Here is a 23,551-nt window from a genome sequence, read left to right as displayed (position 1 = left end):
AGGGTAGCACGATGTATACGTTGATGATCGTCGAGGACGAAGAGCTGATCCGTGAAGGCATGAAAGGCTGTCTCGATTGGTCGGCCTACGGCATCGAGCTGATTGGCGACGCAGCCGACGGGAGGATGGGGCTGGACATGGCGGTGGCGCTGCGACCCGACATCATCCTGACTGACGTCGTCATGGCCGAGATGGACGGCATCGAATTCGTCCGCCGTCTGCGCACCGACATTCCGGACAAGACGATCCGCGTCGTCATGATCAGCGGTCATGAAGATGTGGAATATATCAAGTCGGCGCTCAAGCTGCAGGTAGTCGATTATTTGCTGAAGCCGTTCCACACCGAGGAGCTCGAGGACGTGCTGCGCAAAGTGCTGCAGGACTGCGGCGAGGAACGGGCGCGCAGCGAGCGGCTGAGCAGCCTGGAGCGGCATGTCGGCGCGTCGCGACAGCTCGTGCGCGAGCGGTTCCTGCAGGAGCTGATGGATCGCGAGCTGGACGACACGGCGCTCACGGCTTACCGCGAAGTGCTTGGCGATGACGATACGGTGCTTGACGCGCTCACGGAAACGGAAGCCGAGTCCGTTTACAGCGCCGCGTACATCGAAACCGATGGCGACTTCCCGGCACCGGCATCGACGCCCGCGCAGGACGGTGAACTGCCGTTGCTGTTGTTTGATGCCGGCGGGGGCGCCCACGGCGCCATCATGGCTGCCGAGCCGCACGAAATGGCGGTGGCCATCGGCCGGCTGCTGCCCGGCCATGCCGCGCGCATCGGCATCGGCGCCTCAGTGGCGCGGCTCGCCGATATCCGCCACTCGTTCCGCCAAGCCCGACTCGCGCTGCTAGGCGCACAGGCGGACGACGGCGATGCTGCCGCCGTTGCCGTCTATGAAGCGGCCCGCGCCGAGCAGGAGGAGCCGCTGCTGGCGGACATCGCTCATCGCGAGGCGGCCATCCTGGCCGCACTGGAGCGCGGTGACCGAGCCGAGCTGCAGCACGCGCTGCTCGGCTTCGCCGGCGCGGTCCGCCGCGCGGGACCGCATGCGGCGCTGCCGTACCTGCAGGCGTTCGGCAGCATGCTGCTCCTGCAGGTCGCCCGCCGCTTCGGCGCCTTGCTCGAAGTCGCTGGCGCGGCCGCCGGGGAGCAGACGCTCGCCGGTATACGCATGGCTTACAGCGAACGCGAGCTCGAGCGGCTGCTGGCCGAAGCGCTCGACGGGCTGGCTGCGGCCATCCACAGCAAGCCCGACCGGCGCAAAGTCGTGCTCGCGGTGGAAGAATACATGCAGCGCTCGTTCCGCGAGGAGCTGTCGCTCGCACAATTGGCGGCGCACGTGCATTTGTCGCCGAATTATTTGGCGGGTTTGTACAAGAAGGAAACCGGCGCGACGGTGAACGACGCCTTAACACAGCTGCGGCTCGAAGAGGCTAAGCGGCTGCTGCGCGAGGAGCCGGGCCTCCTGATCGCCGATTTGGCGGAGCGGGTCGGGTATAAAGACGGCAAATATTTCACAAAATTGTTCAAACGGGAAGTCGGCATAAACCCGAGCGAATACCGAGAGAAGGCGAGATGATGAGGCTACTCCGGCTGCTCGTCCGCTTCGACGCCAGGCTCAAGCTGCGCAGCAAAATGCTGATCGCCTTCATCGTCATTTTGCTTATTCCGTCGGTGATCATCGGCTTTTTCTCTTACCGCAAATCGTCCTCCATCATCGAGGAGCAGACGAGCCGCGCGTATCTGGAAGCGCTGCGCCAGACGGCGATCAACATTTCGTATCGGCTGACCGAGGTCGAGAACATTTCCGACATCATTTACACGAATGTGCAGCTGCAGAGCATTTTACGCCGAGCCAGTCGGCAGGAGCTGACCATCGGCGACGTGATCGGCGATTACAAGGCGATTATCGAGATCATCCGCAATCTGGAGAAAAGCCGCAACATCTTCCGCATCCGACTGCTCGTGCCGAACAACCCGCTTTATACGACGGAGAACTTCAACATTTTCCCGATCAGCGCGGAAGAATCGGCCAATCTCGACAAGGAGCTGATGGCGAAGCCGAATGTGATGGAATGGCGTCCGCTTGGCTTGACCAGCTATCTAGGCAACGTGCAGAAGTCGGTCGTCTCGCTGTACCGGCTCATGAAGGATTTTGAAGCTGTCAGCCAGACGCTGGGCGTCATTGCGATCGACGTGAACGAAGAGACGCTGGCGGGCGTCCTCAAGGACATGAATCTGGCCTTGCCCTACCGCGCGATGCTGTACAAAGGCAACTCGCTTGTCTCGTCCTATACGCAGATGCCGGAGCAACTGAAGACGAATGAGGATGAGCTGAGTCGGATGCTGCGGGAAACCCCGGCCGACGGGCAGGGCTACCGCACCGTTCGGTTCGGCGGAAGCAGCTACCTGCTGCTCACCCAGCCGGTCGGCAATTCCGACTGGCGGCTTGCGGGGCTCGTGCCGGCCGTGAACATCACGAGCCAGAGCAAGTCGATCGGCTGGTACATTTTGCTGCTGTCCGTCTCGGTCGTCGTGATCGTGTTGGCGTTGTCCGTCTTGTTGTCGCGCATGTTTACAAAACGAATTCGCATCCTGGGCGACAAGATGATGGGCATCGAGCAAGGGAAGTTCGGCGAAGTAGTGGAGATTACCGGCTACGACGAAATATCGCTGCTTCAGCGGCGGTTCAATAAGATGTCCGTGCAAATCAAAAATTTGATCGACGAAGTGTATACGATTACGATCAACAAGCAGCGGGAAGAAATGAAGGTGCTGGAAGGGCGGATCAACTCGCACTTCTTGTATAACACGCTGGATACCGTCAAATGGATGGCTCTGGCGTCCAAAGCGCCTGACATCGCCAACGTGGTGACGAATTTATCGAAGTTTTTCCGCATCAGCCTGAACCGCGGCCAGGAAACGATCACTGTGGAGAAGGAGCTGGAGCACGTCCGCGCCTACATGGAAATTCAAAATATTCGTTTCAGCGGAGCCCTCCGCTTCGAGACGCGTGTCGACTCCGAGTTGAACCCGGTCGCCATCCCGAAGCTGATTCTTCAGCCGATCGTCGAAAATGCCATCGTGCACGGGATCAACAAACGTCCTGGCAAGGCAGGTACGATTACCCTGCGCGGGCGGCTGTTGGGAGAAGCGGTCGAGTTTGTCATATTCGACGACGGCGTTGGCATGAGCAAGGAGGTCGCCGCCACACTGCTGCTGGCCGAAGGCCCCGGCTACGGGCTGCGAAATGTGCAAGAGCGGCTGAAGCTGGTTTACGGACCGGGGTTCGGCGTGAAAATCCGCAGCAAGCTCGGCTGCGGGACGGCCATCAGGCTGCGGCTGCAGGCGGGCTCGCTGGAAGCTTCATCGAAGAGCGGAAGATCCGACACCTTATCGTAGGAATGCCCCGTTTTCGGGGTCTTTTTATTTCCCTATAATCAAAAGAGTAAAGTGAAAGCGATTGCATAATAGCCATTTACAGAAGCAACGCGGAAAGGAAGTGTTTGCACATGGCAAATATAGAGGAGGGAACGATCGTTGCGCCTAAGGCGCCGCCTGTCCGGCGAAGCGCTTGGCGGACCTTGTTAAGGAACGACTACGATCTATATTTGCTGCTTATTCCCGGACTTGTAGTCATGCTGCTATTCCGATACGTTCCGATGTTCGGCACGATCATTGCTTTTAAGGATTACAATCTCTTCGACGGCATATGGGGGAGCCCTTGGGTAGGGCTGAAGCATTTTCAGGAGCTGTGGGATCAGCCGAAGTTCTGGGAAGTGCTGCGCAACACGCTGCTGATCAACTTGTACAAGCTGGTTTTCCAGTTCCCGCTGCCGATCATCCTTGCGTTAATGATCAACGAAGTGCGCAATCTGCCCTTCAAGCGGGTCACGCAAAGCGTCTCATACCTGCCTCACTTCTTGTCGTGGGTTATCATCAGCGCACTGTTCATCAACCTGCTGTCGCCGCAAACGGGCATCTTGAAAGAGGTGTTCTCCTTTCTAGGCATACAGGACATCATGATGATCGCCGATGAACGGTTTTTCCGCAGCGTGCTGGTGCTGTCGGCCGCTTGGAAAGAAACCGGCTGGTCCTCGATCATTTACTTATCCGCCATCCTGTCCATCGATCCCGGGCAATACGAGGCGGCACGCATCGACGGCGCGGGCAAAATGCGGCAAATCTGGCACATCACGCTTCCCGGCATCCGCAACGTCATTATTTTCATTATTTTGCTGCGCATCGGCAGTGCGCTGGGCAACGATCTGGAGCAGGTGCTCATGTTCTATAGCCCCTTCGTTTACAGCGTCGGCGATGTAATCGGCACCTACGTGTACCGGATCGGCTTGACCGAAATGAAATACAGCTTCACGACCGCCATCGGCTTGTTCCAATCGGTTATCGGCATGACGCTTATCGCGACGGCCAACCATTTAAGCAAAAAATTCGGCGAACGCAGCCTGTGGTAACCGGGCGGGCGAATAAGCGGAATGCGATAGAGAAAGCGGGGTATGTGTCATGAAGCTTCGGACGAGGGGCGAAATGATATTCGAATGGGTCAACTACGTGCTGCTCACCCTTGTCATACTGGCCTGTTTGATCCCGGTGCTGAACATTGCCGCCAAGTCGCTCAGCGATGAGGCTAGCGTCATGGCCGGCGACGTCAAGCTATGGCCGGTTCATTTTACGACGGATGCTTATGGGATCGTGCTGGGCAGCCAGAAATTCATAACTTCGTTTCGCAATTCCGTATTGATTACGATTGTCGGCACATTGATCAATGTGACGCTGACCGTGTGCACCGGGTACGCGCTGTCCCGCAGCCGCTTGAAAGGGCAGAAGACGATCATGATGCTGTACGTGTTCACAATGCTATTCAGCGCCGGCATTATCCCGACCTATCTGGTCGTCAAAAGTGTAGGTCTCGTCAACTCTCTATGGGCGCTCATCATTCCGGGACTTGTCAGTCCGTTCAATATGATCATCGTGCGGCTTTATTTCATGAACCTGCCGGACAGCCTCGAGGAATCGGGCAAAATCGACGGCGCCAGCAACATCCGCATTCTGGTCTCGATCATGGTGCCGCTGGCTATGCCGGTTATCGCGACCATCTCCCTATTCTGCGCGGTGGAGTATTGGAACAGCTACTTCGAAGCTCTGATGTACATCAACAACTCGAAGCTGCTGCCGCTCCAGGTGTTCCTGCGGGAAATGATCATGAATGCGTCCGATGCAAGCAACAACGTAGATATGCTGGAGCAGGTGAACGTGTCCACGGAGTCGATCCGCGGCGCGACCGTCGTGGCGGCTACGCTGCCGATCGTTCTGGTTTATCCATTCCTGCAGCGCTTTTTCGTCAAAGGAGTCGTGCTTGGCGCCGTAAAAGGCTGATCACCATATAAAGGGAGGATTTACAAACATGACACAGGGGTATAAGAAAAAATTCGGGCTGACGATGGCGGCCGTGCTGCTCGCCGGCACCGCGCTCGCCGGTTGCGGCAGCAAAGACGGCGGTTCACAATCGTCCGCATCCGGTTCGCCTACGGCATCCGCGTCCGCCACACCGAAAGAGAAAGTGACGCTGAAGGTGCTCGTCCCGAACAATGTGGAGGAATTCCCGTCCGGGTCCGACGTGAACAACAACGAAATCGCCAACATGATCCGCGAGAAAACCGGGTTCAACGTGCAGTGGGAGCTGCTGCCGAAGGATGCCGAAGCGGCGCGACAGAAGATGAATTTGACGATGGCTTCCGGCGATACGCCCGATCTGTTGATCATGAACGACAAGGCGCTGTTCGGCAGCTTCGTGCAGCAAGGTTTGCTTACGCCGCTCGATGCGCTGGTCAACGAAGTGGGTCCCGACATCAAGAAAATCTTTTCTCCCGAGCAGATGAAATCCGCGATGTCCGGCGGCAAGCTGTACGCGATCCGGGCTGCCTACTTCGGTACGCCGAACTCCGCTCTGCTGACGCGCAAGGATTTGTTGACGGAGCTTGGCATCGCCGAGCCGAAAACGCAGGATCAGCTGTACGCCGCCCTCAAGACAATCAAAGAGAAAAAGCCGGACATGATCCCGTACACGGCGAATTTGTCGCAGGGGCTTGGCTCGCTCGACGGCATCATGGCCATGTTCGTGCCGCCGGTCGACTATACGTACAAGGACGGCAAAGTAACCTACAATCCGGCTCTGCCTGCCGCCAAGGACTTCCTTACTTTTGCCAACAAGCTGTATAGCGAAGGACTACTCGATAGAGAATCGGTCGTCAACAAAGCGGAGAACGTCAAGGAGAAAATCGTTAGCGGCAAAGCGTTCATGACCACGATGGGCTGGGCCGACGCCAAGACGACCGGAGACGCGCTCAAAGCGAAAATCGCTTCCTCCGATCTGGGCTACATCGATGCCGTCACCGGCGCGAACGGCGCGTACGGCATGGCGAAGCTGAACTCCGTGACCCGCTACATGGTCGTGCCGAAGGCGAGCAAGAAGGCGAAGGAAGTCGTGCAATTCCTCAACAAGGTGTCTACTAACGAGCTGATCGACTATATCTCCTTTGGCGATCTTGGGAAGCACTACAACAAGCAGGACGGCAAATACATCTCCACGCCGGAAGCCGAAAAAATCCGTTTCCGCGTCTACTACAACATGTTCGATACGATCGAGCTCGGCCTTCAGCGCATGGAGCAAAAAGGGTTCGCGCCTTACTTCAATCCGCTGCTGAAATCGTCCAAGTACGAGAATGTCGTCGACATGCTGCCGCCGGTCGAAGCGGCCGACAAGAAGAGCAAAGAAATTCTCGACCTGAAGAACGAGTATTTCCTCAAAATCATTACCGGCGCTATGCCGATCTCGGCATTCGACGAATTCGTGAGCAAATGGCAAAAAGCCGGCGGCGAAGATGTCGCTAAGGCATTGACCGACGCGTATAACGCGAAATAATCCGCATGGATCCGTCCCCATTGGCTGCGGGGACGGATTTGCTTGTTTGACGCGCTTGCCGTGTTAGTGGCGCGGCGCGTTCCTAATTCTGCAATCAAGAGGAGACTAGGCGATGCATACAGCAGCAGGACAAGCACGTGCGCAAGCGGTGCTGGATCGCCCGGGGCTGATCAGCTTCTGGGATTTTCAAGAAGGAGCGGGGGAGGAGCGGGTGGCGCAAGGGCCTCATCCGTATCGGCTGCGCGAGATGGCGGGGCTGGTGGAGCGAGCGGAGGAAGGCGTGTTCGGCCCTTATGCCGCCGACATCACATTCGGCAAGTGGCTCTGTATCCCGCGCGCGGCTTGCCCGGCGCTTGATCTTCACGGGCCGGATGCGCAGGTGACCGTGGCGGCGTGGGTGCGTCGGGGCGAGTCGGCCTATCAAGGCTGCGAAGCGATAGCCGGCCTGTGGGACGAGTCGCGGTCGATGCGCCAGTACTGCCTGTTCCTGAATCTGCGCATCTGGAACAGTGCAGAGCAGGTGTGCGGCCACGTCTCGTCGGTCGGGGGTCCCACGCCGGGACATCTGTGGTGCATGGACGCGGCGATCGGCCAGACGCCGGTATCGCGCGACGCCTGGCACTTCGTTGCGTTCACATACGACGGCAAGGAGGCGCGCGCTTATCTGGATGGCCGTCTGGATGAGCGGGAAACGTACAATCCGTACCGTTACGAAGGCGGTTTGTTCGACGGCGGCGAGGCTGGAGCCGACTTTACCGTCGGCGCGGTCGACCGTTCCGGCGAGCCGGGCAATTTCTATACCGGCCTGCTCGGCGGCTTGGCGGTGTTCGGCCGCGCGTTATCGGCCGAAGAACTGCGCGATCTGGCCGCTGCGACATTAGGATAACTCTTGCCTGTTTCGAAAGACGGCAGCCGGCTATATGACCGGCTGCCGTTATTCGTTGAAGTAATAGGAAATTTACTGCAAAACTCTTCCTCAAAAAGGAAATAGAAGCCGATTGTTGGTTGTTTAGTGGTCTTGCTTTATTGGCATATCTTAGTTGGTTCGCAGCCTATCAGCTATTGGCCAGTAGGCTGCCTGAATGGATAAAGAGCAGGAAGAATCGGAATGAGCTGCTCAAAGGGATTGCCAAGTTGCGAAAAAGGCTTGAAGCATGTAATGAAGTCTTGGTCTATTACAAAACTCTGAGAACCCAAGTATCCAATCCGAGTACCAAATTACCTTAATTGGGGAGCGTGAGGGAGTTCTGAGTAACAAAGTAAACAAAATCGGAAGCTGGATTCGCGATCTGTTTACTTGAGTATCCAGACGGGGGGAGCGTGGCATCATTCAGCGAAGAATGGTACTCCACTCGCGCAATTTGGTACTCATATTAAGTTCAAACTACGTGGCGGATTTCCAAAGATGCAAAAGCTCTTTAACGAGATCCGATCCCGCCTTAATCGTCGTCAAGATAAATCAGTTCGCCGCCGCTGGGGCGCTGTTCTCCGGGTCGCATGTCGAATAGATTGATCATGTATACAGTTAAAACCGGCTTAACTCCGGTGCTCGACGTAGATTCGGCGGTACGCGCCTGGGCTGAACCCTGTCTTGGATTTGAAGGTGCGGATAAAATAGTTGTCATCGCTATATCCGACCTTCGCCCCGATTTCTCCTATTGTAAGCGGTGAATGTCTTAGCAATCGCTTCGCCTCTTCAATTCTCAAGTAATGCTGGTATTGCAAGGGGCTCATTCCGGTATGGCGCTTCAAGCATCGTGAAGCATAATCCAGATTATAGTGAAGCGTCCGTTCCAGAGCTTCGGCATTGAATGGCTCCGTATAGCTCTGATGCAGCGCCTGCTTCATCTCTTCACAGACGGTATAGGATCTGGAGGTCATCGATCCTCTTAAACCAGCTTGCAGGAGGACCAATAGTTGACCGAGCTTAACGTGAAGCAGGACCGCATTCTCGCGACATAACGTACGGTGGAGATGGACGATCTCATTTAGCACAGGTACGACGGAGTGTAGGTCGATATTGGCATATTTGGGGATGTAGAACGGCTGCTCCGTCGGGAACAAATCCTTATCAGTTCCCTGTGGCAGGACCGATGACCATGGAACGGCATTAAAGTTAACCTTGCGTGACGGAGGGGCATGCTTCAAATGCACCCAATAGATTTCCGTCTCCTCCTCACAAGGTCTATGCCCCCAGTGCTCGAGCCCGCTCTCTAAGACCAAAATCTGCCCGGGTCCGATCTCGTAGGCTATCTCTTCCTCCGTCATGTAAAACTTGCCCCTAACCACGAACAATACGTCGTAAAGATCGAATCGACGCTTGAAATGTTGATTGCCGGGTTTCCACGTCGTATGGCCCACGGTTAATAATTGTGGCAGAGGCGGTATTAGAAGCTCCAATATCTCCACAACTACTGTCCTCCCTGAACAATATAGAAAATCAGTCCTTAGTCGAAAATGTGCTACTCTATGTCTCTTTTTTCTATAGTATAGCAGACTGGAACTCTGTATGGTTAGACATGTACCCGCTATCTGCAGAGCAGCACATATTCAATCCATAAGGAGTGTTTAAGATGAGATTTCGTCAGGTACATTTGGATTTTCATACTTCAGAGGCCATTCCTGGAATAGGGGAAAAATTTAACAGGCAACAGTTTCAGGATCAGCTAAAGCTTGGTTCCGTTGATTCCATCACGGTATTCTCCAAATGCCATCACGGATGGGCCTATCATCCTTCTGAAGCCAATGTAATGCACCCCGAGCTTCACTTCGATTTACTTGGCGAGATGATTGAAGCAGCGCATGCCATCAACGTCAAAACACCTGTCTACCTCTCGGCCGGATTGGATGAGAAACTGGCCCGTGTACATCCGGAATGGCTTGTTCGCGATGAGAACGACAGCACGAACTGGGCAAAAGGGTTTATGGTACCCGGCTATCATGTATTTTGCTTCAATTCACCTTACCTGGAACAAGTGCTGATTCCTCAAATCGTGGAGGTCGTTACCCGATACGACGTAGACGGGGTCTTCCTTGACATCGTCAAGGTTGTGAGCTGCTACTGCCATCACTGTGTGGCGTCCTTAAGAGCAGAGGGATCGGATCCTCGCAATAAACAGGCCGCCAAGCGACTCTGGGAGAGGACATACGCGAATTATACGAAGCGCGTCAGAGAAGCGGTCGATGCTGTTAAGCAAGGGCTTCCCGTGTTTCACAATGGAGGGCACATTCGTTGCGGTCGTCGTGATTTGGCGGCTATGAATACACACCTCGAGCTGGAGTCGCTGCCAACCGGCAGTTGGGGTTATGATCACTTTCCATTCTCGGCGCGGTATACACAAGGACTTGGGATGCCATTTCTCGGTATGACCGGCAAATTTCATACTAGCTGGGGAGAGTTTGGGGGCTTTAAGCATCCCAACGCCCTGCGATACGAAACCTCCCTCTGCTTGGCGAACGGTGCCCGCTGTTCGATTGGAGATCAGCTGCATCCGAATGGTGCAATGAACGAGACTACCTATCGGCTCATCGGACAAGCGTATTCAGAGGTGGAGCGCAAGGAGCCTTGGTGCTCCAATGTCGCTTCTGTGGCCGACATCGGGCTGCTTAGCGTAGAGGCGCTCCATTCGGCATTAGGTCGGGAATCTCCAAGAGTGAGCCAGCCGGACTCCGGTGCAATCCGGATGCTGTCGGAAGGCAACTATTTGTTCGATGTGCTGGATTGGGAAAGCGAATTTGAGAAGTACAAGGTACTCATTCTGCCTGATATGATCACGTTGACGGAGCCGCTCCGCGATCGGTTGCAGAGCTATCTCCATGCGGGCGGCCGAATTCTGGCCACAGGGCAGTCGGGTCTATATGCCAATGACGTGTCTCCGGAATCTGCTACAAGCGGATTTGCCATTGATTTTGGAGTGAATTGGCTGGGGCCTAACCCTTATAAGCCTGACTATTTCCGCCCGCATTTTGAGCTCTCCAGCCTAGGTTCAGGTACCTTTGTTTTTTACTCCCAAGGTCAAAATATCGAGCTTAGCGAAGGAGGCACCGAGCTGGGAAGCCGCCAGAACCCGTACTTCAATCGGGATGTATTCACCTTCAGCTCTCATCAACATACGCCTAATGTCCTTAGCGATGCCGGACCTGGGATGGTAGAGTCTCCAAACGGGATCTATATCGCATGGAATATATTCGAGGATTATGCTACTAAAGGAAGTTTGGCGCTCAAGGAAACGGTCCTGCATGCGCTTAACTTGATGTTGCCGGACAAGACGCTGTATACCAACCTTCCAGCTCAAGGAATTGTAACACTGATGAAACAGGCGGCCGAGAGCCGTTATGTCAACCATCTGCTTTACGCCTCCCCTGTGAAGAGAGGGACTTCGGTTGAAGTCATAGAAGATATCTTGCCGCTCTATCTGATAGAGGTTCAAATCCGTCTTGATCGGAAGCCGGCCCGTGTGTATTTGGCACCGGACGGCCAAGAGCTGCCATTCCAATGGAACGGTGAGTATGTCTCTTACACAGTGCCTCGTTTAGAATGTCATCAGATGGTTGTGCTCGATGTATAAGGTCGGTTGTCCATAAGCGATCGGCAGGAGGAATTGAGTCGAGGGATGACTCGGGTTTGATGGGCTATCGCTATGAAGCGGTAGCCTTGTTAATTTAATCAAATTTATTTGATTAATAGGTTGATTTATGTAAGAAAAAGTGTTAAGTTGAATTTGAACTTGAATCAAAAAAAATTGATTAATCTTTTCGAGGAGGTGAATGCAGTTGGAAATTGAACTTCCGGTAAATGTAAGGGCGAAACCAAATGTTTCTTTTGAAGGATATGAGCAGAAATTTAAAGCATTAGCCGATGAGAAAAGGCTGTAAATTTTATATGAGCTTTGCCAGCGTGGCAATACATGCGTCTGTGATTTGACTGAAATTGTGGAGATGCCGCAATCCAAGCTATCTTATCACCTGAAAATTTTGTTGGATGCAGGCTTAATTACAAAAGAGACTAGGGGCACGTGGAGCTATTACGAGCTTAACCCGGATGAAATCGGTGCGCTTCTTTCCGAGAAGTTATGCTGCATTTTCAGACCAAGAGAAGATTCTTCGGATTGCTGCTAAATTTTTTTGTTTATTTAATCAAATAAATTTGATTTAAGGAGTGGACAAATGAAAATGCATGTAGCCATTAATGTAAATCATCTGAATCCGTCGTTGGAATTTTACAAAAAGCTGTTTAACGCCGAACCTACAAAAGTAAAAGAGAACTACGCAAAATTTGAGTTGGATGATCCGGCTTTGCACTTTTCTTTAAATGTCCGTCATTACGAAAACCGAGGCGTTCTGAACCATTTCGGATTCCAAGTCAAAAACACGGAAGAGGTGCTGGCGGCCAAAACCCGACTGCAACAATCCGGACTCGTTTCATTTGATGAAATGAATACTACATGCTGTTATGCGGTCCAAGATAAAATATGGGTTACCGATCCGGAGGGCAACCCGTGGGAAGTGTTTTACACCAAAGGGGATAGTGAATTCGAAGCAGCTGAAGATCGAGATAGCCGATCCGGTTCCTGCTGCACGACACCCGCCGCTCAACAGGTTGAACTTACCGATTTCCGAAAAGAAAGCTCATGCTGCTAATGATGCAGAAAACATTTTTTTCAACTAGGAGCTCACGGTTTGAAAAAGAAATTAATCGCTGAGTTTATCGGCACGTATTTTCTAGTCTTTGCAGGTCCAGGGGCGATCGTAGTCGATGAGATAACGAAAACCATTACCCATGTTGGTGTCGCGATTACATTCGGGCTTCTTGTTATGGCGCTCATCTATACGTTTGGTCATATTTCAGGAGCGCATTTTAATCCAGCGGTAACGATCGGTTTTTGGGTTCGAGGGGAGCTTTCAATAAGAGATAGTCTGGGTTACATCGTTATACAGCTCATTGCAGCGATCGCAGCGAGCTATACCTTACTCTTTTTATTTGGCAATGTCGCCCATTTAGGCTCCACGCTTCCACATGCGTCGGAGAGCCAATCGTTTGTTCTGGAGTTTATTTTGACGTTTGTTTTAATGACGGTCATATTAGGTTCAGCGGTTCACGGAAAAGCGGTTAAAAGCTTTGCCGGTATTTCCATAGGTGCCACGGTGGGGCTTATGGCTATGTTCGCGGGACCGATTAGCGGAGCGTCCATGAACCCAGCGCGATCCTTGGGACCTGCTCTTGTGTCGGGTGCAACCGAGCATATGTGGCTGTACATCGTAGCGACCATACTGGGGGCTGTGGCTGCGTCAATCGTTTATCGAACCCTACATGAATAAGAGGCGGACATGACTATGGATAAAAAATTAGTTTACTTTCTTTGTACGGGCAATTCATGTAGAAGCCAAATGGCGGACGGATTTTTAAAGAGGCTCGGCAGCGAGAAATACGAAGTGAAAAGTGCGGGATTGGAAGCACATGGGCTAAATCCGCGTGCCGTTCAAGTGATGCGGGAAGCCGGTGTCGACATTTCGGGGCATACCTCGGACGTAATCGACCCGGAAATAATGAAAAGTGCGGACTACATCATAACGCTTTGTGGTCATGCGAATGACCATTGTCCGGTCGTTCGTAACGAGAAAGCTGCTAGATTTCATTGGGGCTTTGACGACCCAGCGAAGGCGACCGGTTCGGAAGAAGCAATCATGGCAAAATTCCGCGAGGTTCGGGAATCCATAAAAAATCGGATTAAACAATTTGTAGTCGAGGGCAAATAGTGCAACGGGGAGAAGGAGCGAAAGTTGGCTTGATCTGGGAGGGTTTTGTTTCTGCTCTTCCGGCGGGCTTGGAGCTTCGAGGCAGTATGCAATTCATAAAAAAGTATGCGTATTTTGCAGGAAGGCGATTTTTTTATGAATTGCGTATCGGCTTGAATATGAATGATTGCGCTTACATTTGGGCTTGTTTATAGTGAGTAGTATGTTCCAGCAGAAGGCTGGACGAGATGGCGGGGGATAATGTTGGAGTCGGAAATGAAACGGAGGGAGTTATAGAAGATGAAGACAAGTTGTAGGAAACTGTTTAAGCTGCTTATGGTTCTTTCGCTATTATGGAGCGGTGCTGCGTTGATGTCGGGAAACCGGGCGAATGCTGCGGATGAGTTCGACGCGCTAAGGGAGAAGTGGAACTATTTTCTGACAGGGGGAATCTATACGACGGACGACCCTGATATTGCCAATAAAATCACCCAAATTACGGCTAAGGCCCAATCCAATTGGGATACATTAAACCAGTCTGTCGGCAGAACCTATTTGTGGAGCGATCTTAACTTCACCGCCACCACGGATGCGAAGAATCAATCCAGCTATATGACGCTAAGCTACACGCGATTATATGAGATGGCGCTTGCCTATTCAATAAGCGCTTCTTCGCTGTATCAGAACTCAAGCTTGCTTGCAAGCATAAGCGGCGGTCTAGATTGGCTGTATACGAATCGCTATAACGAGAACCAAGTGGAATCCGGCAACTGGTTTGATTGGGAGATGGGGTCTCCGTACCCGTTGAGCGATACGGTTGTGCTGCTCTACAATCAATTAACGACTACGCAAAAAACAAATTATATGAATGTCATCAACAAATTTTCTCCAAATCCAACTAGATATTATCTTGGGGGGCAAAATGTGGCAACTGGGGCCAACCGTGTGGGCATGGCGAAAGTCGTGCTGATCCGGGCCATTATTGTAAAAGACAGCGCGAAAATAGCGGCTGCCCGAGATGCCTTAAGTATCGTTTTTCCCTACGTAACAAGCGGGGACGGGTTTTATGCGGACGGCTCCTTTATCCAGCATGATTCGTTTGCGTATAACGGCGCGTACGGGATGTATTTAATGCGCGGATTGGCTCAACTGATCGATCTGCTTGACGGTTCAAGCTGGCAAATCAGCGATCCTCAGTTAGGCAATGTGTACAAGTGGCTTCATGACAGCTTCGAGCCCTTTATTTACAAGGGGGAGATGATGGATATGGTGAGAGGACGCGAAATGTCGAGGCGCTCGTTCCAGGCGCATTCGGCAGGTCATGAAATGATCGGATATTTTGCGCACTTCGCGCAGTTTTCCCCGCCTCTCGATGCAGCCCAGTACAAGAGTATGGTTAAATACTGGGTGCAATCGGATACGTACCGCTCCGTCTATCAAGACTTGCCGCTCTTCTATCTGGTACTCGCCAAACAGATTGTCAACGATCCGACGGTTGTCTCAAGAGGAGAGCTGATTAAGTACAAACAATTCGCATCTATGGATCGGGCAGTCCATTTGCGGCCCGGATTCGGATTTGCCCTGAGCCTGCATTCGAGTCGAATCTCCAACTATGAGTCGATTAACGGTGAAAATTTAAGAGGCTGGTATACGGGGGAGGGAATGACGTACTTATACAATAATGATTTAGCTCAATACAGTGATGAATATTGGGGACTTGTGGATAAGTACCGGTTGCCCGGCACGACAGTTGATCGGCAATCCAGAGGCACAGGCTCGGGGCAGAAGTCTAGAAGCAGCAACAATTGGGTAGGGGGAACGAGCGTATCTGACCAGTATGGCGTCACAGGGATGGAGTTGGATGCTTGGAGCAGTACATTAACGGCGAAGAAGTCCTGGTTCATGTTCGACGATGAAGTCGTTGCTCTGGGGGCGGGGATCACAAGCACGGACAACAGGACGATAGAAACGACAATCGAAAATCGTAAAATCAACGCTGCGGGCAACAATGCGCTGACGGTTAACGGCTCGGCCAAATCCAGCACATTAGGCTGGGCGGAAACGATAACAGGTGTAAACTGGATGCACTTGGCCGGCAATGTCATCGACTCGGATATTGGCTACTACTTCCCGACGCCAACAACCGTAAAGGGGCTTAGGGAAAATAGGACGAATACTTGGGCGTCGATGAACACGTATGCCAAGGGGATCGATACAACAACGGTCTCGAAACATTTTATGACCTTGTGGCAGGATCATGGGAAGAACCCGATCGACGACAGCTACTCGTATGTTCTGCTGCCGAATAAATCAAGCACGCAAGTCAGCGCCTATGCCAGCAATCCGGATGTGGCGATCCTTGAAAACTCCGGGGATGCTCAAGCAGTGAAGGAGAAGAAGCTGAACGCAGTCGGGGCCAACTTCTGGAATGACGCGACCAAATCCGTCTATGTCGATGGCAATCCTTATATAACCAGTAATAAAAAGTCCTCTGTCATGACATTGGAATCGGCAGGTGCGTTGGAAATCGGCGTCTCCGACCCGACCCAAGCCAATACCGGAACGATTGTCATAGAAATCAACCGAAGCGCATCCAGTGTGATTTCTAAAGATCCGGAGGTGTCCATTACGCAGTTAAGCCCAACGATTAAGCTCTCTGTCAATGTGAATGGGGCCAAAGGGAAAACATTCAAGGCTGTGTTTGGTTCCGTCTCGGATGCCCTGTCGACAACAAAGAAGCTGTCCGCGGCAGCGGATGCTTATGTAAGGGACGGCGCTTACGCAACGGTGAATTTTGGCACAGATGCGGCTTTGGAAGTGAAGAAATCCACTTCCGGCTACAATCGTGACGCGTATATCCGCTTTGATTTGTCAACGCTCTCAACGCCGGTTTCTTCCGCCCAAATCAAGCTGGTTCCTATCTTCGTAGGCGGGGCTGCCGGAACATTGAACAGGGCGGAGCTTGTCAGCAGCTCTGCTTGGGTTGAAACCAGCTTGAATTGGAACAACAAACCGGCCTCCGCCACCTTGCTTGCGGAGTGGTCTTCTCTGACGACAGGCGCTCCCGTCAGCCTAGACGTCACCTCGCAAGTGAACGCGGCGCTGGCAGGCGACAAGCAGCTTTCCATTCGGGTCTACTCGCCGACGGATGCAGGAGGCACCGGCAATGTAACCTACGGCTCACGGGAAGACGCAACCGATGCGAACCGACCCGTTCTGGAGTATAGCTTGCCAGTAATCGAGCTGACGGCTGCTGAAGATGCGTTCGTACGCAACGGCAGCTACGCAACTCTCAATTATGGGAGCAGTGCTACTCTTGAAACGAAATCAGACCCGGCGGCGGGTTATAACCGAGAATCGTATATCAAATTTGATTTAGCCTCCATTACCGGCAGCATCCAATCTGCAAAGATTCATGTCTATATCACGTCAGCAGGCGCCATTGCGCCGAATCAGATTGTCGAACTGGTCAGCGACAACAGTTGGACGGAGAACGGCATAAGCTGGAATAATAAGCCGGCCGCAACAGGAATTGTGTTGGCGAGCTTCCCAGCAACAGCCGGTTTGCATGAGTTGGATGTAACAAGTCAGGCGGTTAATGCGCATGCATCGGATAAGAAATTGTCCATACGGGTTTATGCCGCGCAGTCACTGTCTGGTGTCTCCAACGTTAGCTACGGCGCTCGCGAGCATGCAACTGTCTCTATTCGTCCAACAATTGTTATCGCCCAGTAAACTTATTCATATGGAATAATGTGAAAATGACCATCTAACCAGAATGGTCATTTTCACTTCGTCATGAAGTAACCGTTATGTTCAAACCGGAAAGACAAGTGCTAATATAGAAGAGAAGATCACGAGGAAGCTGTCCCCTTAGTGATCGTGAGGGATTGGGGAACTGCTTATGAAACGATTTTTGTTCTGGCTCAAGTATGCGGTTAAGAATTCTCAGTCACGACTCCTGCTAGGTTTGACCTTGCTCATATTTATTATGTTCCTATCCCTGGGACTTACGTCTTATTTTGTCGCGAAAGACATACTGAAAAATGAAATGGCCGGTTCAGAGCTAACATGGTTGAAGATCGATAAAGATGTCACGGATGAGATGATTAAAGCGATGGACAAAACAGCGATTCAAGTTATATTAGACCCTTCAACTACAGATTTTTTGCAAAGCACAAAAGAAGAGTACAATAAAATAACAAATACGATCAATTTTCTGAATGCAGTGAGCTATTCGCAAAATATCGAGTCGATTTACATCTACGACATGGATAAACAAAGCGTTGCCGCCAGCAATCCGATCGGCTATGTTTCCAATATCGAGCTATTCACCGATCAAGAATGGATAGCGGACTTGAATCAGATCAACGGCATGGTTGTTAAAGCGAGAATGGACAAGAGGACGAACGAAGCGCTTATTTCCTTGTTCAGACCGATTCTGTTAAGTGCCCGGAAGAAAGGCATCCTGGTTATCAATGTTCCATTGAAGGATTTCTTCTCCAATCCCGTTTATCTGGACAATGAGGTGCCTCGGAGCCGGTACGTCTTCGATGCCGAAGGATCGCCTATTCTGGTCAAAGAGCAGTTGGGCTTGTCGACGGAGGAGGTTGCGGCCGTTGTGCAGCAGGGAAATTTGGGAAGCGCTTCGGCGCAAACCGCCAACTGGAAGGAACATATCGTCTATGCCCTGAAATCGGACTATACCGGCTGGAGCTTTGTCATTGTTTTGCCGGAGCAAATTCTGTTCAAGCGCATGTACTGGATACGCGATGTGGTGCTGCTTCTTTCCGTTCTGATAGCCTTATTCAGCGTGATCATGATCTGCATGATTAATTTTCAGATGCTGCAGCCTATCCGGCGCATGCGTAAGCTTCTGATCCCGTTTGAAAAGTCTTATCAAGAGCCGGAATTGCTGGATTTGCAAAATCTGATGACCAAAATATTAAACGATCATTCCCATATGTTCAAACAGATCAAGACAACGATTCCGGAAATAAGAAAGCGATTTCTCGAGGATGTGTTAGTTGAACAGACCGATCATGTAGAGTTGTATCAGAAATGGAAGGATCATTTCTCGGAGTGGCAGAACGGACCTGCGTATATTAGCGTCATTTCGATTGATAATTACATGGCCTGGTCCGCAAATTACAACAAGAGCGACCTCCATCTGATGCTGTTTGCCTTGGGCAATATTGTGGAAGAATGCTTGAATCCGGATTTTCGCATGGTGATGATTCAGCATGGAAGAGAAGGTCTGTGCCTGCTTGTACAACCGCTTCGCGATTGGGATCAGGAACAATTTCTGGAATCATTGGATAGAATTATCGCTGAGGTGAACATCTACATCAAAATGTTCATTTCCATTGGACTTAGCGATCCCGTGCAGCACACGCACCATCTGCCGCAAGCGTACAGGCAGGCGCTTGGCGCGTTAGCCCAGAGGCTGTATCAGGGATATGGACATACTCACACCGTTAACAAACAGGAGAACCACGCGGTGGGAGAATTCGATAACACTCTCATCCAGGGAATTGTTCAGGCTGTGCATTCCGGGGAGGAAAGGCACGTATGGAGCGCGACGAATGCTTTATTCGACGCCGCAGAAACAGGCGAGTTCCCCCCGTTAACCGTTATTGCGGCACTTGAGAATCTGCAAATCGCGCTTGAGCAAACCGCTGAGAAATTTGGCAAGTCGGTTGCAGGGGCGATGAGAGCGTATACTAAAAATCCTAAAATCAATTCGATGGATCTCGCCGATTTGCGCAAGCATTTCAACGCGAGCCTGGCTTGCCTGCTATTGGCCATTCGTGAGCAGTCGACAAGCAAGAACAGCCAGGTCATTCATCAAATGATAGCGTACATGCAGCAGCATCTTCAGGACAATATCGGCGTCAAGGACATTGCCGATGCCGTTCAGTTAAGCTTATATCAAGCGAATCAGTTGTTTAAGCAAGAGACGGATCACACGGTATATGAATACATCTCCAAACTTCGCATTGAGAGCTCCGAGCGGCTGTTGGCCGATACCGACTACAAAGTGTTTGAAATCGCCGAGATGGTCGGCTATCAGAATGAAAACAGCTTTATCCGCGCTTTCCGCAATGTGAAAGGGATGACCCCGGGGAAGTATCGCGAATGGTTGAAAAGAGGGAATCAACGAGGCTAGCCGGCGGGCTGGCCTTTTGTACGATCAGCCATTCTTCCCCTCGATGCAGCCTGAACGCAGTTTAACTCGGCTAAGCGGATGCTATGCTTATTCGCCGACTATATGCAGAAAATAAAAGGGCATGTAATCGCTCATTTATTGTAGATGTTTCAACAAATGGAACGTTGTTTGCAATTTACGATTCATGTACGCTCTGAGTGCAATCAACTTTGACATTTTGAAAAGGTGGTATACGAAATGAGAAAAAAAGTAAAAAGAGAGAGTGTGCTATTGCTGTCATGCGCAATCCTTGTTGCAGGTTCGCTGGCAGGCTGCAGCGAGAAGGCGCCTGCGGAAGGGACAGGCAAGCAGGAAAGCGCGACGGCAACGTCCTCGAGCCCGGCGGCGAAAGCTTCGATTCGGATCATTAAAGGGCCGATAGAGCAGGATGCCGTGCCAAGTGATTCGGATTTGAAGTATGTTGAGGATAAAACGGGCGTTAATCTCAAGATTGAAACATTCCCTTGGAATGATTACACGCAAAAGATTCAAATTCTGTTGGCATCCGGCGATCTTCCCGACTTGTTGCGACCTAACGGTCAAGGGGGCAATGTAGACCAGATTATGATGAAGCAGGGCGCAGCTCTGGCACTGGATGAGTTGCTTCCCAAGCATGCGCCAAATCTGTGGAACGCAATGCCGAAGGAAGTATGGGATAAAGTCAGATCGGCTTCACCGGACGGAAAAATCTACTATATTCCGAAGTATGATATTTTCCCAAGACTGGGGATTATGATCCGCAAGGATTGGCTGGACAAGGTCGGAATGAAGGCGCCGACTACGCAAGCTGAGCTGGTGGAAGTGCTGAAAGCGTTCCGTGACAAGGACCCTAACGGCAATGGCGTAAAGGATGATATTCCAACAAGCGGTCGCGAAGGCGCGCGATGGATGGACGAGCTGTTCTCCATGTACGAGATTGGCATGTACGAAGGCTTCCCTGACTGGAATCTGGCGAATGGCAAGCTGATCTATGCCGGCGTAACGCCCAACATGAAAGAAGCGCTTAAATTCATAAGCTCGCTGTATAAGGAAAAGCTTCTGGACAATGAGACCTTTTTGAATAAGAGCGATACTTGGGTGGCCAAAATCAGAAACGATCAAGTCGGGATGTGGTTCCATATTCCAAGAGAAGGAGCCGCCAATTTCAATGCGATGAAGCAGAAAAATCCGAAAGCGGAGGTCATTGCGATTCCGATTCCGAAAGTGGATGGCTACAACGGTTTTATTTCGCAGAAGGCGCTCGGCTTTGTGGACTACATGATTCCCAAGAGTGCGGAGAAGAATGCTCCGAACGTGCTGAAATACCTCGATTGGTGGTACACGGAGGAAGGGGCCAACTTCCAGGTATTCGGGCAGGTGAACGAAAGTCAGATCATCGAAAACGGTTCAGTAAAATACGTTGCGGAGAAGGATTCGCTTGAAAAGCGGAAATCCAGACAATTTGCGCTAAGCGGCTTGTCCTACTGGAACCTCCCGTTCTATGAAAAAAACTTTGCTATAGATACGTCTGAGTATGGGAAAATGATCCCTAAATTAACGAAGGATTCCGAATCCTCGCAAAAATTGTTGCCGGCGGACGGCATGCCCAACAGCATTTACGATGGTTTTGCGGATATCGGAGCCCATAAGCTGTTCCAGGAATATGCGGCCAAAATCATTACGGGAGATATGGCTATCGATAAATTTGATGAATATGTAGATAAATGGTATAAAGCCGGCGGAGAAGAAGTAACGAAACGGGCCAATGAATGGTACCAGAAGGTCAACAAGAAATAGAGGTGGATATTTTGGCATCTTCCGCAGTTCCTTTGCAGCAGCCGCTGGCTCTAGGAAAAAAGGCGACGAAATTTCGTCGCCTTTACGATAACATAAGAAAGCACTGGTTGCTGTACCTTTTGGCCCTGCCAGGCATTCTGTGGTTCCTGATATTTCGTTATGTGCCTGTAACAGGGTCATTGATTGCATTTCAGGATTATCAAATTTTCAATGGCTTTTGGAAAAGCCCCTGGGTCGCCCTAAAGCATTTTGAATTTATGTTTAAATATCCTGATTTTTTGAAAATACTGCGCAATACGCTGCTTATTGCCTTCTATCAGCTGGTATTCGGATTCCCGGCGCCTATTGTGCTGGCTCTTCTTCTCAACGAAGCAAAGCAAAAGTTTTTTAAAAGAACCGTTCAGACCTTCTTTTATCTGCCTCATTTTCTTTCTTGGGTCATCATTGGGGGGATTATGTTTGAACTTCTTTCGCTGCATGGCGTTGTCAATCGCATTGTGATGTGGTTTGGCGGCGATCCGATTCTGTTCATGCAGAAAGAGATGTATTACCGCACGATTGTGACCGTGTCCGCGATTTGGAAAGAGGTGGGCTGGAACGCCATTATTTATTTGGCTGCCTTGACCGGAATCAACATGAGTTTGTACGAAGCGGCAACCGTAGACGGCGCGGGCAAGTTCAGACAACTGATCTCCATTACGCTTCCTTCCTTGCTTCCTACGATTACAGTCTTATTGTTAATAAAAATCGGCCATTTCATGGAGCTTGGATTCGAGCAGTCCTTTGTGCTGTTAACGCCGATGACGTATTCGGTTGGCGACATTCTGGATACGTATGTGTTTCGTTCAGGCGTTCAGGAGGGCAACTACAGTCTGACAACGGCAATTGGCTTATTTAAATCGGTGGTTGGATTCATTCTCTTGTGGGGCGGGAATCAATTATCGAAAAAAACGACAGGCCAAAGTCTGTTCTGAGAAATGAGCACAGAAAGGGAACGCTATGTTGAAAAAATCTGTCGGTGAAGCGCTGTTTCAGCGCTTTAATTATATCGTCCTGCTAGCGGTTTCACTAACGATGTTTCTGCCTCTCGTCCATGTTGCCTCCATATCGTTAAGCTCACCCTTTCAGGTTGAGGGAAGGCATGTGTCCTTTTGGCCGGTTGATTTTACTCTGGCCTCTTACAAGGTGATCCTCGCGAAAGTGGATCTGTGGAGAGCGCTCGGCGTCAACGTGTTTGTGACGGCGGCCGGAACGCTGTTCAGCATGTGGATTACGGTGATGCTGGCATATTCATTGTCGAGGACTGAGTTTCTGATTCGCAAGTATGTTATGCTTGGGATTGTATTTACAATGATTTTTCAGCCCCCGATGATTCCCTATTTTCTAACGATAAAAGGGCTTGGGATGCTCGACAGCATCTGGGCCTTAATTATTCCGAGCGGTATCTCTGCCTTTAATTTGATTATTGTCAGAACGTTCTTTCAACAACTGCCGAAAGAAATCGGGGAGGCAGCCAAGATGGACGGCTGTCATGATGCTCGAACCCTTATCAGTATCGTATTGCCTTTATCCAAGCCGGTTCTGGCAACAGTTGGTCTGTTTTATGCCGTGATGTACTGGAATATTTTTTACCATGCCTTGCTTTTTATCCAGAATCCCAAATTATATCCGCTGCAAATCAAAATAAGAGAATACATCGTCAATCAGGACACCATTATGGGCTCCGTGCCGAATGTTGTGCTCCCCTATAATCCGGAAACATTGCAAGCGGCCGTCATTATGTTCTCGGCGCTCCCGATTATTTTGGTGTATCCTTATTTGCAAAAATATTTCATTCAAGGTGCTACGCTTGGCTCTGTCAAAGAGTAGCCGAAAGCGCATGGAGAAACGTCCT

General features: G+C 51.2%; 16 protein-coding genes and 1 pseudogene. 16 read left to right on the top strand and 1 reads right to left on the bottom strand.

The features are described 5' to 3' along the window. Positions 1–11: 11 nt before the first annotated feature. From PKO02S_RS16875 to PKO02S_RS16850, 6 genes are all read left to right on the top strand, one after another. Entirely contained in the window at positions 12–1,577 is a 1,566-nt protein-coding gene (locus PKO02S_RS16875) for a response regulator (RefSeq protein ID WP_127584940.1), read from the top strand. Next, positions 1,574–3,400, top strand: coding sequence for a cache domain-containing sensor histidine kinase (locus PKO02S_RS16870; protein WP_127584938.1), 1,827 nt, complete (start codon positions 1,574–1,576; stop codon positions 3,398–3,400). Before PKO02S_RS16875 ends, PKO02S_RS16870 begins: the two co-directional genes overlap by 4 nt. 110 nt (positions 3,401–3,510) lie before the next feature. Next, positions 3,511–4,470: an ABC transporter permease gene (locus PKO02S_RS16865; RefSeq protein WP_127584936.1), complete on the top strand. Its 960-nt coding sequence runs from the start codon at positions 3,511–3,513 to the stop codon at positions 4,468–4,470. A 73-nt stretch (positions 4,471–4,543) separates the two neighbouring features. After that, entirely contained in the window at positions 4,544–5,392 is an 849-nt protein-coding gene (locus PKO02S_RS16860) for a carbohydrate ABC transporter permease (protein ID WP_246067077.1), read from the top strand. Between the two features lie 28 nt (positions 5,393–5,420). After that, positions 5,421–6,938 carry an extracellular solute-binding protein gene (locus tag PKO02S_RS16855; protein ID WP_127584932.1) on the top strand — a complete coding sequence of 506 codons (1,518 nt, stop codon included), beginning with the start codon at positions 5,421–5,423 and terminating at the stop codon, positions 6,936–6,938. Between the two features lie 112 nt (positions 6,939–7,050). Next, complete coding sequence (locus PKO02S_RS16850; RefSeq protein ID WP_127584930.1) at positions 7,051–7,824, top strand: LamG domain-containing protein; 774 nt, start codon at positions 7,051–7,053, stop codon at positions 7,822–7,824. A gap of 650 nt (positions 7,825–8,474) precedes the next feature. Here PKO02S_RS16850 and PKO02S_RS16835 read toward each other — a convergent pair. Further along, a complete protein-coding gene (locus PKO02S_RS16835; RefSeq protein WP_127584926.1) occupies positions 8,475–9,347 on the bottom strand; it encodes a helix-turn-helix transcriptional regulator in 873 nt (290 codons plus the stop codon). 164 nt (positions 9,348–9,511) lie between these two features. Between PKO02S_RS16835 and PKO02S_RS16830 the strand changes: the two genes are divergently transcribed. The 10 genes and pseudogenes from PKO02S_RS16830 to PKO02S_RS16785 all read left to right on the top strand — a co-directional run bounded on the left by PKO02S_RS16830 (position 9,512) and on the right by PKO02S_RS16785 (position 23,526). Next, a complete protein-coding gene (locus tag PKO02S_RS16830) occupies positions 9,512–11,506 on the top strand; it encodes an alpha-amylase family protein (protein ID WP_127584924.1) in 1,995 nt (664 codons plus the stop codon). Between the two features lie 199 nt (positions 11,507–11,705). After that, positions 11,706–12,056: pseudogene (locus tag PKO02S_RS16825) on the top strand (ArsR/SmtB family transcription factor). Between the two features lie 48 nt (positions 12,057–12,104). Further along, positions 12,105–12,578: an ArsI/CadI family heavy metal resistance metalloenzyme gene (locus PKO02S_RS16820; protein ID WP_127584922.1), complete on the top strand. Its 474-nt coding sequence runs from the start codon at positions 12,105–12,107 to the stop codon at positions 12,576–12,578. Positions 12,579–12,617: 39 nt separating this feature from the next. Then, positions 12,618–13,256, top strand: coding sequence for an aquaporin (locus PKO02S_RS16815; RefSeq protein WP_127584920.1), 639 nt, complete (start codon positions 12,618–12,620; stop codon positions 13,254–13,256). A gap of 15 nt (positions 13,257–13,271) precedes the next feature. Further along, positions 13,272–13,694: an arsenate reductase (thioredoxin) gene (arsC, locus tag PKO02S_RS16810; RefSeq protein ID WP_174819918.1), complete on the top strand. Its 423-nt coding sequence runs from the start codon at positions 13,272–13,274 to the stop codon at positions 13,692–13,694. Positions 13,695–14,045: 351 nt separating this feature from the next. Continuing rightward, positions 14,046–17,408 carry a polysaccharide lyase family 8 super-sandwich domain-containing protein gene (locus PKO02S_RS16805; protein WP_164821502.1) on the top strand — a complete coding sequence of 1,121 codons (3,363 nt, stop codon included), beginning with the start codon at positions 14,046–14,048 and terminating at the stop codon, positions 17,406–17,408. 340 nt (positions 17,409–17,748) lie between these two features. After that, on the top strand, positions 17,749–19,842 hold the full coding sequence (locus PKO02S_RS16800) for a helix-turn-helix domain-containing protein (protein ID WP_164821501.1): 2,094 nt from the start codon (positions 17,749–17,751) through the stop codon (positions 19,840–19,842). A gap of 237 nt (positions 19,843–20,079) precedes the next feature. Next, a complete protein-coding gene (locus PKO02S_RS16795; RefSeq protein WP_127584911.1) occupies positions 20,080–21,657 on the top strand; it encodes an extracellular solute-binding protein in 1,578 nt (525 codons plus the stop codon). Then, positions 21,630–22,631 carry an ABC transporter permease gene (locus PKO02S_RS16790; protein WP_127584909.1) on the top strand — a complete coding sequence of 334 codons (1,002 nt, stop codon included), beginning with the start codon at positions 21,630–21,632 and terminating at the stop codon, positions 22,629–22,631. Before PKO02S_RS16795 ends, PKO02S_RS16790 begins: the two co-directional genes overlap by 28 nt. Positions 22,632–22,656: 25 nt before the next feature. Continuing rightward, the gene (locus PKO02S_RS16785; protein WP_307720026.1) at positions 22,657–23,526 is read left to right on the top strand and encodes a carbohydrate ABC transporter permease; all 870 of its coding nucleotides are present in this window, start codon (positions 22,657–22,659) and stop codon (positions 23,524–23,526) included. Positions 23,527–23,551: the final 25 nt, after the last annotated feature.

This window comes from Paenibacillus koleovorans NBRC 103111 (genome assembly GCF_004000845.1).
GTDB classification, from domain to species: Bacteria; Bacillota; Bacilli; order Paenibacillales; family NBRC-103111; genus Paenibacillus_AA; species Paenibacillus_AA koleovorans.
This window is presented reverse-complemented; position numbering and strand designations above follow the sequence as displayed.